At 69.9% G+C, this 12,825-nt stretch carries 14 protein-coding genes; 2 read left to right on the top strand and 12 right to left on the bottom strand.

Annotated features, from left to right (window positions below):
• Positions 1–2: 2 nt before the first annotated feature.
• From ACFY5C_RS31610 to ACFY5C_RS31580, 7 genes are all read right to left on the bottom strand, one after another.
• Entirely contained in the window at positions 3–401 is a 399-nt protein-coding gene (locus ACFY5C_RS31610) for an OB-fold nucleic acid binding domain-containing protein (protein WP_389450563.1), read from the bottom strand.
• 84 nt (positions 402–485) lie between these two features.
• Positions 486–1,205 carry a response regulator gene (locus ACFY5C_RS31605; RefSeq protein ID WP_389450560.1) on the bottom strand — a complete coding sequence of 240 codons (720 nt, stop codon included), beginning with the start codon at positions 1,203–1,205 and terminating at the stop codon, positions 486–488.
• The gene (locus tag ACFY5C_RS31600; protein ID WP_389450557.1) at positions 1,199–3,772 is read right to left on the bottom strand and encodes a DUF4118 domain-containing protein; all 2,574 of its coding nucleotides are present in this window, start codon (positions 3,770–3,772) and stop codon (positions 1,199–1,201) included. Before ACFY5C_RS31600 ends, ACFY5C_RS31605 begins: the two co-directional genes overlap by 7 nt.
• A 139-nt stretch (positions 3,773–3,911) precedes the next feature.
• Positions 3,912–5,078 carry an alginate lyase family protein gene (locus ACFY5C_RS31595; protein ID WP_389450555.1) on the bottom strand — a complete coding sequence of 389 codons (1,167 nt, stop codon included), beginning with the start codon at positions 5,076–5,078 and terminating at the stop codon, positions 3,912–3,914.
• 160 nt (positions 5,079–5,238) lie between these two features.
• Positions 5,239–5,997 carry a DUF3710 domain-containing protein gene (locus tag ACFY5C_RS31590; protein WP_328422478.1) on the bottom strand — a complete coding sequence of 253 codons (759 nt, stop codon included), beginning with the start codon at positions 5,995–5,997 and terminating at the stop codon, positions 5,239–5,241.
• Between the two features lies 1 nt (position 5,998).
• Complete coding sequence (gene dut / locus ACFY5C_RS31585) at positions 5,999–6,550, bottom strand: dUTP diphosphatase (RefSeq protein ID WP_389450552.1); 552 nt, start codon at positions 6,548–6,550, stop codon at positions 5,999–6,001.
• Positions 6,547–7,131: a PaaI family thioesterase gene (locus ACFY5C_RS31580; protein WP_389450549.1), complete on the bottom strand. Its 585-nt coding sequence runs from the start codon at positions 7,129–7,131 to the stop codon at positions 6,547–6,549. Before ACFY5C_RS31580 ends, dut begins: the two co-directional genes overlap by 4 nt.
• 58 nt (positions 7,132–7,189) lie before the next feature.
• Here ACFY5C_RS31580 and ACFY5C_RS31575 point away from each other — a divergent pair, with 58 nt between their 5' ends.
• Entirely contained in the window at positions 7,190–7,651 is a 462-nt protein-coding gene (locus tag ACFY5C_RS31575) for a DUF3093 domain-containing protein (protein ID WP_389450546.1), read from the top strand.
• A 110-nt stretch (positions 7,652–7,761) separates the two neighbouring features.
• On the opposite strand, the gene ACFY5C_RS31570 is transcribed toward ACFY5C_RS31575, so the two are convergent.
• The 4 genes from ACFY5C_RS31570 to ACFY5C_RS31555 all read right to left on the bottom strand — a co-directional run bounded on the left by ACFY5C_RS31570 (position 7,762) and on the right by ACFY5C_RS31555 (position 11,314).
• Entirely contained in the window at positions 7,762–8,685 is a 924-nt protein-coding gene (locus tag ACFY5C_RS31570) for a hypothetical protein (protein ID WP_389450543.1), read from the bottom strand.
• Between the two features lie 13 nt (positions 8,686–8,698).
• Positions 8,699–8,995: a DUF4193 domain-containing protein gene (locus tag ACFY5C_RS31565; protein WP_005481602.1), complete on the bottom strand. Its 297-nt coding sequence runs from the start codon at positions 8,993–8,995 to the stop codon at positions 8,699–8,701.
• A 405-nt stretch (positions 8,996–9,400) separates the two neighbouring features.
• Positions 9,401–10,654, bottom strand: a complete 1,254-nt coding sequence (locus tag ACFY5C_RS31560) for a sensor histidine kinase (RefSeq protein ID WP_389450540.1) — start codon at positions 10,652–10,654, stop codon at positions 9,401–9,403.
• Between the two features lie 6 nt (positions 10,655–10,660).
• Positions 10,661–11,314 (bottom strand): response regulator transcription factor, encoded by a 654-nt coding sequence (locus ACFY5C_RS31555; protein WP_007385219.1) that lies wholly within the window; start codon positions 11,312–11,314, stop codon positions 10,661–10,663.
• Between the two features lie 419 nt (positions 11,315–11,733).
• Here ACFY5C_RS31555 and ACFY5C_RS31550 point away from each other — a divergent pair, with 419 nt between their 5' ends.
• Complete coding sequence (locus tag ACFY5C_RS31550) at positions 11,734–11,910, top strand: hypothetical protein (protein WP_389450537.1); 177 nt, start codon at positions 11,734–11,736, stop codon at positions 11,908–11,910.
• A gap of 96 nt (positions 11,911–12,006) precedes the next feature.
• Here the strand turns inward: ACFY5C_RS31550 and ACFY5C_RS31545 are convergent, their stop codons facing one another.
• Positions 12,007–12,822, bottom strand: a complete 816-nt coding sequence (locus tag ACFY5C_RS31545; RefSeq protein ID WP_389450728.1) for an inositol monophosphatase family protein — start codon at positions 12,820–12,822, stop codon at positions 12,007–12,009.
• Positions 12,823–12,825 lie beyond the last annotated feature (3 nt).

Below are 12,825 nucleotides of genomic sequence, written 5' to 3'. Positions count from 1 at the left end.
GGCTACTCCCGTCCGAGGGGTCTCAGTTCGTATTTCGGGTTGAACAGCACCCGGCGGCCCCGGCTCATGGAGATCCGGCCCGATGCGATCAGCCGGCGCCCCGGCTCTATCCCGACTATGGCGCGCCTGCCGAGCCACACCACGTCCAGGGCGGCGGAGCCGTCGAACAGCTCGGCCTCCAGGGCGGGGACTCCCGCACGCGGCCGCAGGGTGACCGTGCGCAACGTACCAGTAACCGTCACTATCTGTCGGTCACGGCAGTCACCGATCTTGGTACAGCCGGTCGTCTCGGCGTCCTCACGCAGCTCCTCGGACTCCAGGTCCTCCTGCGACGAGGAGAGCCGGTCGAGCATGCGCCGGAACCGGCCCACCGACTTTTCCGAACGAGGAACAGCACTCATGTCTTGAAGCCTACCGGGGTGCACCGACACTCTCGTACCCCCGGTGCCGGCGCCCGAACCAGCCGCCGCCGGCGCGCCCGCGGCTCACTTCTCGAACCGGTACCCCATCCCCGGCTCGGTGATGAAGTGCTTGGGGTGCGACGGATCGGCCTCCAGCTTCCGGCGCAGCTGGGCCATGTACACCCGCAGGTAGTTCGTCTCCGTCCCGTACGACGGCCCCCACACCTCCTGGAGCAGCTGCTTCTGGCTGACGAGCCGGCCGGTGTTGCGGACCAGCACCTCCAGCAGATGCCACTCCGTGGGGGTCAGCCGTACGTCCTTGCCGCCCCGGTTGACCTTCTTCGCGGCCAGGTCGACGGTGAACGCCTCGGTCTCCACCGTCGTCACGTCGTCCTCGCCGGGCCCGACCGGTTCGGCGCGGCGGACGGCGGCGCGGAGCCGGGCGAGCAGTTCGTCCATGCCGAAGGGCTTGGTGACGTAGTCGTCGGCGCCCGCGTCCAGCGCCTCGACCTTCTCGTCGGAGGAGTGCCGGGCGGACAGCACCAGAATCGGCACCCGGGTCCAGCCGCGCAGCCCGCGGATCACCTCGACGCCGTCCATGTCGGGCAGACCGAGGTCGAGGACGACCACGTCGGGGTGGCGGGTGGCCGCGAGTTCGAGGGCGGTGGCGCCGTCGTGGGCCGCGTCGACCTCGTACTTGCGCGCCTTGAGGTTGATCACGAGGGCACGCACGATCTGCGGCTCGTCATCGATCACCAGCACCCTCGTGGGGGCCTGGGGGGTCCCCCCGGTCGGGCTCAGCATGTGACCTGCCTTTCGGGTTTCACGGGGGGCTCCACCGGCCCGCCCCCCTCTTCGTGCGGCGCGCGCGTTCCCGCGGCCCGCAGCGTGAGCACCATGGTGAGGCCGCCGCCCGGTGTGTCCTCGGCGTTGAGCGTGCCGCCCATCGCCTCCGCGAAGCCCCGTGCGACCGCGAGGCCGAGGCCCACTCCGGCTCCGCGCGGGGCGTCGCCGTAGCGCTGGAAGGGCGCGAAGATGCGTTCCTTGGCCTCGTCCGGGACGCCCGGGCCGCGGTCGACCACCCGGACCTCGACCCGGTCGGCGATGGCGCTGGCGGCGACGAGGACCCCGCCGTCGTCGGGGCTGTACTTGACGGCGTTCTCGACCAGGTTGGCCACCGACCGCTCCAGCAGCCCGGGGTCCACGGCGACCATGGGCAGCGTCTCCGGGATGTCCAGCTCGACGCTGTCCTCCGGCACCCCGCCGAGCGCCATCGGCACCACCTCGTCGAGGTCGATCTCGCGGATGAGCGGCGTCACCGTGCCGGTCTGCAGCCGGGACATGTCGAGGAGGTTCCCGACCAGGTGGTCGAGTCGGTCGGCGCCCTCCTCGATGCCCTCCAGCAGTTCGGCCTGATCCTCCTCGGACCAGGCCACGTCGTCGGACCGCAGCGACGAGACCGCCGCCTTGATGCCCGCGAGCGGCGTACGGAGGTCATGGCTGACGGCGGCGAGCAGCGCCGTACGGATGCGGTTGCCCTCGGCCAGTTCCTTGGCCTGGTCGGCCTCCTCCTGGAGCCTGCGGCGGTCCAGGACGACCGCGGCCTGGGCGGCGAAGGCGGCGAGCACCCGGCGGTCCTCGGCGGGCAGCACCCGGCCGGTCAGAGCGAGCGCCATGTGGTCGCCGACCGGCACGTCCACGTCCGCGTCCTCGGGCCGCTGCGGTGCCCGTTCCAGGCCCACCCGGCCGGCGCACGTCCACGGGTCGACGTCGCTCTCGCGCTCCAGCAGGGCCGCGGACTCCATGCCGAAGGTCTCGCGGACCCGTTCCAGCAGCTCCTCCAGGCCGGTCTCGCCGCGCAGCACGTTGCCCGCGAGGAAGGAGAGGATCTCCGACTCGGCGCGCAGGCGTGCCGCCTGGTGGGTGCGGCGGGCCGCCAGATCCACCACGGAGGCCACCGACACCGCCACGAAGACGAAGATCACGAGTGCGAGCAGGTTCTTCGGGTCGGCGATGGTCAGCGTGTGGGCGGGTGGCGTGAAGAACCAGTTCAGCAGCAGCGAGCCGACCGCCGCCGACGCGAGGGCCGGGAAGAGCCCGCCGAGCAGGGCGGCGCCCACCGTCAGGGTCAGGAACAGCAACATGTCGTTGGCGAGACCGAGGTCGGCGTCGACATGGGTCAGCAGCAGCGTGAGCAGCACGGGACCGACGACACCGGTGAACCAGCCCCAGAGGATCCGCGGTCGGCCGAGGCGCGCTCCGCGGGCCACGGGAAGGCCGCGCCCCTTGGCGGCCTCCTCGTGCGTGACGATGTGCACGTCGAGGTCGGGGCCCGACTCCCGGGCCACCGTCACGCCCACGCCCGGTCCGAACACGTACTGCCAGCTCTTGCGGCGCGAGGAGCCGAGGACGATCTGGGTGGCGTTGACGCCGCGCGCGAAGGCCAGCAGGGCCGCAGGGATGTCGTCGCCGACGACATGGTGGAAGGTTCCGCCGAGGTCCTCGACGAGGGTGCGCTGGACGGCCAGTTCCTTGGGCGAGGCGGAGGTCAGGCCGTCGCTGCGGGCGATGTAGACGGCGAGCACCTCACCGCCCGCGCCTTTCTCCGCCAGCCGGGCGGCCCGGCGGATCAGCGTCCGCCCTTCCGGGCCGCCGGTCAGGCCCACGACGATCCGCTCCCGCGAGCCCCAGATCTTCGACACCCGGTGATCACTGCGGTACTGCTTCAGATACTCGTCCACGCGGTCGGCCACCCAGAGCAGGGCCAGCTCCCGCAGTGCCGTCAGGTTCCCGGGGCGGAAGTAGTTCGAAAGGGCCGCGTCGACCTTGTCCGGCTGGTAGACGTTCCCGTGTGCCATCCGGCGGCGCAGCGCCTGTGGCGACATGTCGACCAGCTCGATCTGGTCGGCCCGGCGCACCACCTCGTCCGGCACGGTCTCCTGCTGCCGTACGCCCGTGATCGACTCGACGACGTCCCCCAGCGACTCCAGATGCTGGATGTTGACGGTCGATATCACGTCGATGCCGGCGGCGAGCAGTTCCTCCACGTCCTGCCAGCGCTTGGCGTTGCGCGAGCCCGGGATGTTGGTGTGGGCCAGCTCGTCGACGAGCGCGACCTGCGGATGCCGGGCCAGTACGGCGTCGACGTCCATCTCGGTGAAGGACGAGCCGCGGTACGTCAGGTCCTTGCGCCGTATCTGCTCCAGTCCGTGCAGCATCACCTCGGTGCGCGGCCGGCCGTGGTGCTCCACGAACGCGACCACGCAGTCGGTGCCGCGCTCCACCCGCCGGTGCGCCTCGGCGAGCATCGCGTATGTCTTGCCGACGCCCGGTGCCGCGCCGAGATAGATCCGAAGCCTGCCGCGTCCCATGTTCCTCATTGTGTTCCGGCCACTGCTGCCTACGCAGCGTCGACCTTACGGCCAATATTCGCGACAAATGGGACCGGGTGCGGTGGCGGAAGCGTCTTTGACGCAACTCTGACGCTCCCGCCAGGCACGTCGTGAGGACTCAGCCGGGGTTGTCGCCGTGCGTGAGGGTCTCCCAGGCCACGAAGAGGTTGTTGCTGCCGGACGGGCGGTTGCGTGTGTTCAGCGTCTCGGTGTTGGTCATGGCATGGCCGAGCCGGTTGGCCAGGGCGTTGTGCCCGACCTCGGTGACGGGGCCGAGCCCGAGCTTCAGCGAGCCGCGGCACAGCCAGCTGGGCACGCCTTCACCGAGCTCGTACTTGGCCTGGAACCCGAGCGCGTGCCGCAGCCGCTCACCGACGTCGGTGCCGTACAGGTCCTGCCCCTGGATCCGACTGGTCTCCGCCACGTGCGAGATCGCGGAGATGCCGTAGCCGGTGTGCGTGAAGTCGCGGCAGGTCTCCTGGGTGAGGCCGGTGACGAAGGTGGACTGCCCCTGCCAGTAGTTGACGATCTTCTCGCGGGTGTCGAGGTTCTGGCTCGGCACGGTCTTCGGCAGATCGCCGTCCGAGGACAGGTACACATAGGCGGCGGTACGGGTGCGGAACTTCCCCATGGCCTTGTCGTACGACGCCTTGTCCTCGAGGAAGACGGAGATGCCGACGGCGGCCTCCATCATCGACAGCTCCCAGTTGCCGTTGGAGTTCGAGCCGTTGATGATCTCGGGCAGGTAGACGCTGCGGAGCATGGTGGCGAACCGTCCGGAGTTCGCCCAGTTCCCGGTGTACGTGTGCTTGATGATCTCGGCGGCCTTGGGCCAGGACGAGCCGGCCCACCCCGTCTGCAGGGGCGCGTTGCTGTTGGTGTGGTCCCTGATCGTGGCCGACCAGGCGTCCATCAGCTCGATGGCCTTCCTCGCATGCCGCTCGTCGCGGGTGATGTACCAGGCGAGGGCCTGGGTGTAGGCGGCTATCGCGTCCTCGCGCTCGTCGGTGCAGCCGTAGTTGGGGTTCGAGTACGAACCGCACTCGACGACCGCGCGGGGCTTGGGGGTGCGGTTCAGATCGGCGTACTTGCTCGCCATCATCCGGTCGAAGGCGCCCTTCCAGGGCTGGGCGCCGGCGTTGACCTTGGAGCGGGTGAAGTCCAACTGCCCCTTGGAGACTGTGACTCCGGGGTGGACGAAGGTGGCGGGAGCGGCGTCGGCGGGCCAGGCGAGAACACCGGCGACGAGGGCGGCCGCGGCCGCGAGGAGTGCGGTTCTGCGCATGCGTTGGGGGGCCTTCCGTTCTCGTATGTGAACGTGAAGCGCCTTTATGAACAGGCGCGTTGGGCCGAGACGGTAGGTACAGACCAATACACCGTCAAGAGTTCACGCACGAGAAAGGGCCGCACCCCTGAGGGGTACGGCCCTGATGTCGCTCCGGGATTCAGCGAACCTCGGTGATCTCCGGTCCGCGCTGGAGCTGGCCCATGCCGCCGGAGAAGCGCGAACCGGCCTCCTCCTGCTGGACACCCTCGGGGACCATCTGGGCGTCGGTCGGCAGCTGCAGGACGATCGGGTCACGGGGGGCCATCGGGCCCTCGCCGCGCACCACGACCGTGTCCCGGAAGATCTGCTCGAGGAGACCGGCCGCCTGCGGCTGCACGGCACCCTGACCCGAGATCACACCGCGCAGGAACCAGCGGGGTCCGTCCACACCGACGAACCGCACGACCTGGAAACCGCCCGTGCCGTCCGGCAGCTGAACCGGTACCTGGGCCCGCAGCTCCCAGCCGAGCGGCCCCTCGACCTCGTCGATGATGCCACCCTGCTGAGTGATGCCCGAGCCGATCTCCTCACGCACCTCGCCCCAGATGCCCTCGCGCTTGGGCGCGGCGAAGGCCTGCAGCTGAATGGCGCTGTCGCGCAGCACGACAGTGGCCGCGACGATCGCGTCACCCGCGACCTCCACGCGCAGTTCCATGCCGTCGACGCCCGGCACCAACAGGCCGCCCAGGTCCACCCGGCCCTCGCCGGGCTCGCGGACCTCGGAGCTGTCCCAGGGCCCGTCGGGCCGCGGTTCCGGCTCCAGCCGTACGCGCTCGCGCGTACCGTCGTCGTCCGCCTCAGTGTCGATGTCGACGACCTGCTCGGGCTCGCCCGCCGCGTCCTCGGCGGCACCCTTCTTGTTGCGACGTCCGAACACGTCACTGTCCTTCCCGGTCGGATACGACCGAAGCGTATCGATTCCCACCCGTAGCGCCGCCATCGGCGGCCTGACCGCTTGTATCGCTTGTTTCGTCCACCGCGGCATGGCCGCCGGTGGACCCGAAGCCCCCCTCGGCCCGTGCCGAATCGGGAAGCTCCGCGACCTCCTGGAAGCGAACCCTCTCGACCTGCTGGACAACCAGTTGGGCAATCCGGTCGAAGCGCTCGAACCGCACGGGCTCGTGCGGGTCGAGATTCACCACGATCACCTTGATCTCCCCACGGTACCCGGCATCAACCGTCCCCGGGGCATTCACCAGGGCGACACCGCAGCGGGCGGCGAGACCGGAACGCGGGTGCACGAAGGCCGCGTACCCCTCCGGGAGGGCGACAGACACCCCGGTGGGCAGCACGGCCCGTTCCCCCGGCTTGAGTTCGCGGCTCTCGGTGGTGCGCAGATCCGCTCCCGCGTCACCGGGGAGCGCGTACGTCGGAAGCGGTACGTCCGGGTCGACCCGGCGGATCAGCACGTTCAGGGGTTCACGGCTCACGGGTTCACCTCGAAGGCACGGGCACGCCGGACCTGGTCCGGGTCGTTCATGGCGGCCCGGATCTCCTCCGGGCGGCCGTTGTCGATGAAGTGGTCGACCTTCACCTCGATGAAGAGGGCGTCGGCACGGACGGCGACGGGCCCCTCGGGGCCGCCGATCCGCCCGGTGGCGGTGGAGTAGATCTTGCGGCCCGCCACCGCCGTCACCTCTGCCTCCAGGTACAGCACCGTGCCCACCGGAACCGGCCGTACGAAGTCTGTCTCCAGCCGTCCGGTGACGGCGATCGTCCGCAGCAGCCAGTTCAGCGAGCCGAGGGTCTCGTCGAGGGCGGTCGCGAGGACACCGCCGTGCGCCAGCCCGGGCGCGCCCTGATGGGCGGGCTGCACGGTGAACTCGGCCGTGATGCTGACGCCGTCACCCGCCCGTGCCTCCAGGTGCAGTCCGTGGGGCTGCTCGCCGCCGCAGCCGAAACACTCGCCGTAGTGCGCACCGAGAAGCTCACCGGGCGCGGGAGCCTCGGCATGCCGCACCGGTTTCACGGCGTCGGCCGGAGGCTCAAGAGACGGGGATTTGCCACTCACAGCCGCAGACCTTACCCGCGCGTCGGCCGTATCCGGACACCGTGCCAAGCTTGGCTCCATGCAGCTCTCCGCCGCCCCGTACGAAGAACGACTCACCGCCCCCCGCTCCTGGTGGCTGGTCTCGTGCCTGGTCGGGCTCTCCCTGGCCCTGATCCTGCTGCCCTTCGGCACGCTGCCGATGCTCGCAGGCCTGGTCGGCGGCACCGCCGCGGCGGCCGTCATGGCCAGCTCGTACGGCTCAGTCCGCATCCGTGTGGTGGGCGACGCGCTGATCGCCGGTGAGGCGAAGGTTCCGGTGCGGGCGCTCGGCGAGGCCCACGTGCTGGACCCGGAGGAGGCCCGCGCCTGGCGCACCCACAAGGCCGACACACGGGCCTTTCTGCTGCTGCGCGCCTACATCCCCACGGCCCTGCGGGTCGAGGTCACCGATCCCGAGGACCCGACCCCGTACCTCTACCTGTCGACCCGTGAGCCGGAGCGGCTGGCCGCGGCGATCAAGGCGGCCAAGGTCTCGGCCTAGCACACCAGAACGGGCCGTCACCGGCCCTGGTCAAGGCTTGCTCTGCCGGTCGTAAAACTTTCGCCGTGGCACTCCGAACGGCCTCTCCCGGGCGTCCCGACTGCCGGTTCTCAGCCGTCGCCTGGTTTCTTGTGCCGGGCTTCACGCATGATGTCGCCCATCTCGAGCGGGTGCGCCGGGCGTTCAAGAGCGGGCAGTTCCGGCAGCTCGTCCCACGGGACCTGGATCTTCCGGAGGTCCGCCCGAATGCGTGCCGCGAGTCTCTTGGTGTCCCGGCGGTTCATGACCGCGCCGACGGCGGCGCCCACCATGAAGGGCATCAGGTTCGGCAGGTTCCGGACCATGCGCTTCATGATCTGCTGACGCAGCTCGCGCTTCATCTGGCCGCCGAGAGCGGCGTTGACCGTCGCAGGCTTCATCGGATCGATGCCGCGCTCCTCGGACCACGAGGACAGATAGGCGGTGCTGCGTTCCCTGAGATTGCCGGGCGGGCGTACGCCGTACACCTCGTGCAGCTCGGCGATCATCTTCAGCTCGATCGCGGCCACACCGGTGACTTCCGCGGCCAGTTCCGTCGGCATCGCGGGCGGCACCGGCAGCATCGCCGCCGCACCCACTCCCGCACCGACCGTGGAGCTCGCGTTCGCGGCGCCCGCCACGAGTTTGTCCGCGAGCTGCTCGGGCCCGAGGCCCGGGAAGTGCCGACGCAGGGTCGCGAGGTCCCGTACGGGGATCCGCGGGGCGTTCTCGATGATCCGGTCGGCGAGGTACGCCAGGCCCGCCCTGGCGCGGCTGCCGCCCTTACGGACCCCCTCCCTGGCCTTTTCCCGGATCACCACGACCCGCCGCTTTGCGACGGGCGCGGGAACCTCCACCGATGCCGGGAGGTCAGACCCGGACATCGGTTCGAGCGAGGCTCCCTTGTCGGATGAGCCCCGCTCGCCTTCACGCGCGCCGTACGAGCCGTCGGACGGCCCCTGGTCCGCTCCCCGCGCGGGGAAGCGGCGCTTCCAAGGAGGGGTCGAGCCAGTCATGCCCGACCCGACCTCAGTCGCAGTCGCGGCAGATCGGCTGGCCGTTCTTCTCCCGAGCCAGCTGGCTGCGGTGGTGCACCAGGAAGCAGCTCATGCAGGTGAACTCGTCCTGCTGCTTGGGCAGCACCCGGACGGCCAGCTCCTCATTCGAGAGGTCCGCGCCGGGCAGCTCCAGGCCTTCGGCAGCCTCGAACTCGTCGACGTCCACTGCGGACGTCGACTTGTCGTTCCGCCTGGCCTTCAGCTCTTCAAGGCTGTCCGAGTCGACGTCGTCGTCGGTCTTGCGTGGGGTGTCGTAATCCGTTGCCATGTCGCTCTCCCCCTCTGGGTGTCTGCGGTGTCTCCAGCGCACGTAACGCGTGAGAGGCCGGACTTGTGCCCGACCCGAGGCGGAGATTTTGCCTCACATCAAGGTCTGTTACTCAATCGACACCCAACCGGACCCCTCATGAGTGATCGGCTTGGATGGCGAACGGGACCGTACACGGTCCCAATGCCGCAGTTCAAAGGCGTCTCACCGTGTACTTCCCGTGATCAGGACCCCCGAAAACCCGGATTTTCCCGGCTTTCCGACAGGGCACATGATCACGGAGAGTAGATGGCCGGAAAACCGCCCTTGTGATCGATCACACACAGGACTGCCGACCGGGTGCCCAGAAAATTCCGCGCAAAGCGAACATCCCCGAATACCCGCCGGGTGTCGGCGCACATGGTCTCAGACCGGAAGGGTCACTCGCATCACGAGACCTCCGCCCTCGCGTGGCTGCGCCGAGATGTGTCCGCCGTGAGCCCGCGCCACGGACCTCACGATGGACAGTCCCAGACCCACACCCTTGTCGCTGCCCGTGCGCTCCGTACGCAGCCGCCGGAACGGCTCGAAGAGGTTGTCGATCTCGTACGCCGGCACCACCGGCCCGGTGTTGGAGACGACCAGGACCGCCTGCCCGTGCTGGACCTCGGTGGTGACCTCGACCCAGCCGCCCTCCGGGATGTTGTACCGGACGGCGTTCTGCACCAGGTTCAGCGCGATCCGCTCCAGCAGCACGCCGTTGCCCTGGACCACGGCGGGCTTCTGCTCGCCGCGGATCAGCACGCCCTTGGCCTGTGCCTCCGCGTGCACCTGGTCGACGGCCTGCTCGGCCACCTCCGCGAGGTCCACCGGCTTGCGCTCGACGATCTGGTTGTCACTGCGGGCGAGCAGCAGCAGGCCCTCGACCAGCTGCTCGCTGCGCTCGTTGGTGGCCAGCAGTGTCTTGCCGAGCTGCTGGAGTTCCACCGGGGCGGCCGGGTCCGACAGGTGCACCTCGAGGAGCGTGCGGTTGATCGCGAGCGGGGTGCGCAGCTCGTGCGAGGCGTTGCCGACGAAGCGCTGCTGGGCGGTGAAGGCCCGCTGCAACCGCTCCAGCATCTCGTCGAAGGTGTCGGCGAGCTCCTTCAGCTCGTCGTCCGGCCCGTCCAGCTCGATACGGCGGGACAGGTCCGAGCCCGCCACCGCGCGCGCGGTCCGGGTGATCCGGCCCAGCGGCGACAGGACACGGCCGGCCATGGCGTAACCGAAGGCGAAGGCGATGATCGCGAGGCCGAGGAGCGCCAGCAGGGAGCGGCTGAGGAGATCGTCCAGGGCGACCCGGCGCTTTTGGTCGATGCATTCGCTGATCGCGGAGTTGAACTCGTCGAGCCGCAGGCCGTTGGCGTTGTTGATCGCGGGGCAGTCGGCGCTGGCGACCCTGATCTCGTTACTGGCGCTCACGATCTTGAACGGTGGCTGGTTGCCCGTGCTGATGGCCTGCGCGGCCAGCAGATAGATGATCGACAGCAGCAGGATGCCGGCGATCAGGAACATGCCGCCGTACAGCAGCGTGAGCCGTATGCGGATGGTGGGACGCAGCCATGGGAAGGCGGACTCCGCCCTGCGGGGGGCCCAGGTGGGTTTCGGGGGCGCCTGCGGAGGCGCGGGTGTCGTGGCCATGGGACATCAGATCCGGTAGCCGGAACCGGGGACGGTGACGATCACCGGCGGCTCTCCCAGTTTGCGGCGCAGTGTCATGACGGTCACCCGGACCACGTTGGTGAACGGGTCGGTGTTCTCGTCCCAGGCCTTCTCCAGCAGCTGCTCGGCCGAGACGACCGCGCCCTCGCTGCGCATCAGCACCTCCAGGACGGCGAACTCCTTCGGCGCCAGCTGCACCTCCTTGCCGTCGCGGAAGACCTCGCGGCGGTTGGGGTCGAGCTTTATGCCGGCGCGCTCCAGGACGGGCGGCAGCGGCACGCTCGTGCGGCGGCCGAGGGCACGCACGCGTGCCGTCAGCTCGCTGAACGCGAAGGGCTTGGGCAGATAGTCGTCGGCGCCGATCTCCAGCCCTTCGACACGATCGCTGACGTCGCCCGACGCCGTGAGCATCAGCACGCGTGTGGGCATGCCGAGTTCGACGATCTTGCGGCAGACGTCGTCGCCGTGCACGAGGGGGAGGTCGCGGTCGAGGACGACCACGTCGTAGTCGTTGACGCCGATGCGCTCCAGGGCGGCCGCACCGTCGTACACGACGTCGACGGCCATGGCCTCCCGGCGCAGTCCGGTGGCCACCGCATCGGCGAGCAGTTGCTCGTCCTCGACGACGAGTACGCGCACGTCGCTTGTCCTTCCTGTGTCCACCCGCGTAGCGCATGTCATCGCGCGCGGGCAGGGGTCCATGTCGGGTGTCTTGACCTCCATCCTGCCCTTTTCGGCCATAAGTCGGCGGTAAGACGGGTGAGTGGGCCATGAAGGGCGGGTGTGAAGCCCGGGAATGCGAGATTTTCTCTTCCGGTTGAGGTTTCCGCGGAAGAGAGCGGGGGGAGGACGGCTTTACACCCCGCGATCACGCTCTGCTTGTACCGCACCACCATGCGGTACGAGGCGATCCGCTTTCCGCAGAGTGGGCGTGGGTGTCCGGCACCGTCGCCGCCCGGCAAGGGCAGCGCTGGGCATCCACCGGAGACGTGATCGTCCCTTCCGAACGGCACACCCCCGTGCCACCGACCCACCGACCCAGGACGAGGGGGCGCAGCATGGACGCATTCACCGCAGGACTTCTGCAGCGCATAAGGGCGACCGAGTCCGACCTGACGCGGGCTCTCGACGAGGGCGACGACTTCCTCGTCGAAGTGGAGCAGGGCGAGCTCGACGACCTGCGCCGCCTCGCCGCCGAGCATGGCGTGGAAGTCGGCGCGACGAGCGGCGTCTGACCGGCTCGTGAGCACCACAGGGCCCCCGGCGAATCCAGCGCCGGGGGCCCTGCTTCTTGTGCTGCCGGGGCCCTGTCTCTGCCCGGTGCCGTGCCGTCAGTCGTGCCAGGCGCCCAGGTCCTCCAGCAGCTGCTGGAGGGGTTCGAAGACCCCCGGCGTCGCCGCCACCGCCAGGTCGCGTGAGGGGCGCTCTCCGGGGCGTCCACCCGTCAGCGCGCCCGCCTCACGGGCGATCAGGTCGCCGGCCGCGAGGTCCCAGGCGTTGAGACCCCGCTCGTAGTAGCCGTCCAGTCGGCCGGCGGCGAGATCGCACAGGTCGATCGCGGCCGAGCCACCACGGCGGATGTCGCGCAGGAGGGGGATCAGCCGCTGGGCGACGGCGGCCTGGTGCGTGCGCACCTCGGTGACGTAGTTGAAGCCCGTCGAGACCAGGGACTGGGCGAGGGGGGCCGGGGGACGGCAGGTGAGCCTGCGCTCACCGTCCCAGGCGCCCGTGGCCCACGCACCGCCGCCGCGGACCGCGTGGAAGGTCTCGCCCCGCATCGGGGCCGCCACGACGCCGGCGACCGTCTCTCCGTCCTGCTCGGCGGCGATGGACACGGACCAAGTCGGCAGTCCGTAGAGGTAGTTGACGGTGCCGTCCAGGGGGTCGATCACCCAGCGGACGCCGCTCGTGCCCTCGGTGGAGGCGCCCTCCTCGCCGAGGAAGCCGTCGTCCGGGCGGTGCTCGGAGATCAGGCCCGTGATCAGCTTCTCGGCCGCGATGTCCATCTCGGTGACCACGTCGATCGGGCTCGACTTGGTCGCCGCGACGGCGAGGTCGGCCGGCCGGCCGTCGCGCAGCAGCTCTCCCGCGCGGCGGGCGGCCTCCTGGGCGAGGGTGAGCAGTTCCGTGTGCAGGGCGTCGGTCACGGT

The organism is Streptomyces sp. NPDC012935 (assembly GCF_042900345.1).
Classification (GTDB): Bacteria; Actinomycetota; Actinomycetes; order Streptomycetales; family Streptomycetaceae; genus Streptomyces.
This window is presented reverse-complemented; position numbering and strand designations above follow the sequence as displayed.

Coding starts and splice junctions, on each gene's coding strand:
- ACFY5C_RS31575 (WP_389450546.1), top strand. CDS start 7,190: ATGCAGCTCTCCGCCGCCCCGTACGAAGAACGACTCACCGCCCCCCGC.
- ACFY5C_RS31610 (WP_389450563.1), bottom strand. CDS start 401: ATGAGTGCTGTTCCTCGTTCGGAAAAGTCGGTGGGCCGGTTCCGGCGC.
- ACFY5C_RS31565 (WP_005481602.1), bottom strand. CDS start 8,995: ATGGCAACGGATTACGACACCCCACGCAAGACCGACGACGACGTCGAC.
- ACFY5C_RS31600 (WP_389450557.1), bottom strand. CDS start 3,772: ATGGGACGCGGCAGGCTTCGGATCTATCTCGGCGCGGCACCGGGCGTC.
- ACFY5C_RS31550 (WP_389450537.1), top strand. CDS start 11,734: ATGGACGCATTCACCGCAGGACTTCTGCAGCGCATAAGGGCGACCGAG.
- ACFY5C_RS31595 (WP_389450555.1), bottom strand. CDS start 5,078: ATGCGCAGAACCGCACTCCTCGCGGCCGCGGCCGCCCTCGTCGCCGGT.
- ACFY5C_RS31605 (WP_389450560.1), bottom strand. CDS start 1,205: ATGCTGAGCCCGACCGGGGGGACCCCCCAGGCCCCCACGAGGGTGCTG.
- ACFY5C_RS31560 (WP_389450540.1), bottom strand. CDS start 10,654: ATGGCCACGACACCCGCGCCTCCGCAGGCGCCCCCGAAACCCACCTGG.
- ACFY5C_RS31570 (WP_389450543.1), bottom strand. CDS start 8,685: ATGACTGGCTCGACCCCTCCTTGGAAGCGCCGCTTCCCCGCGCGGGGA.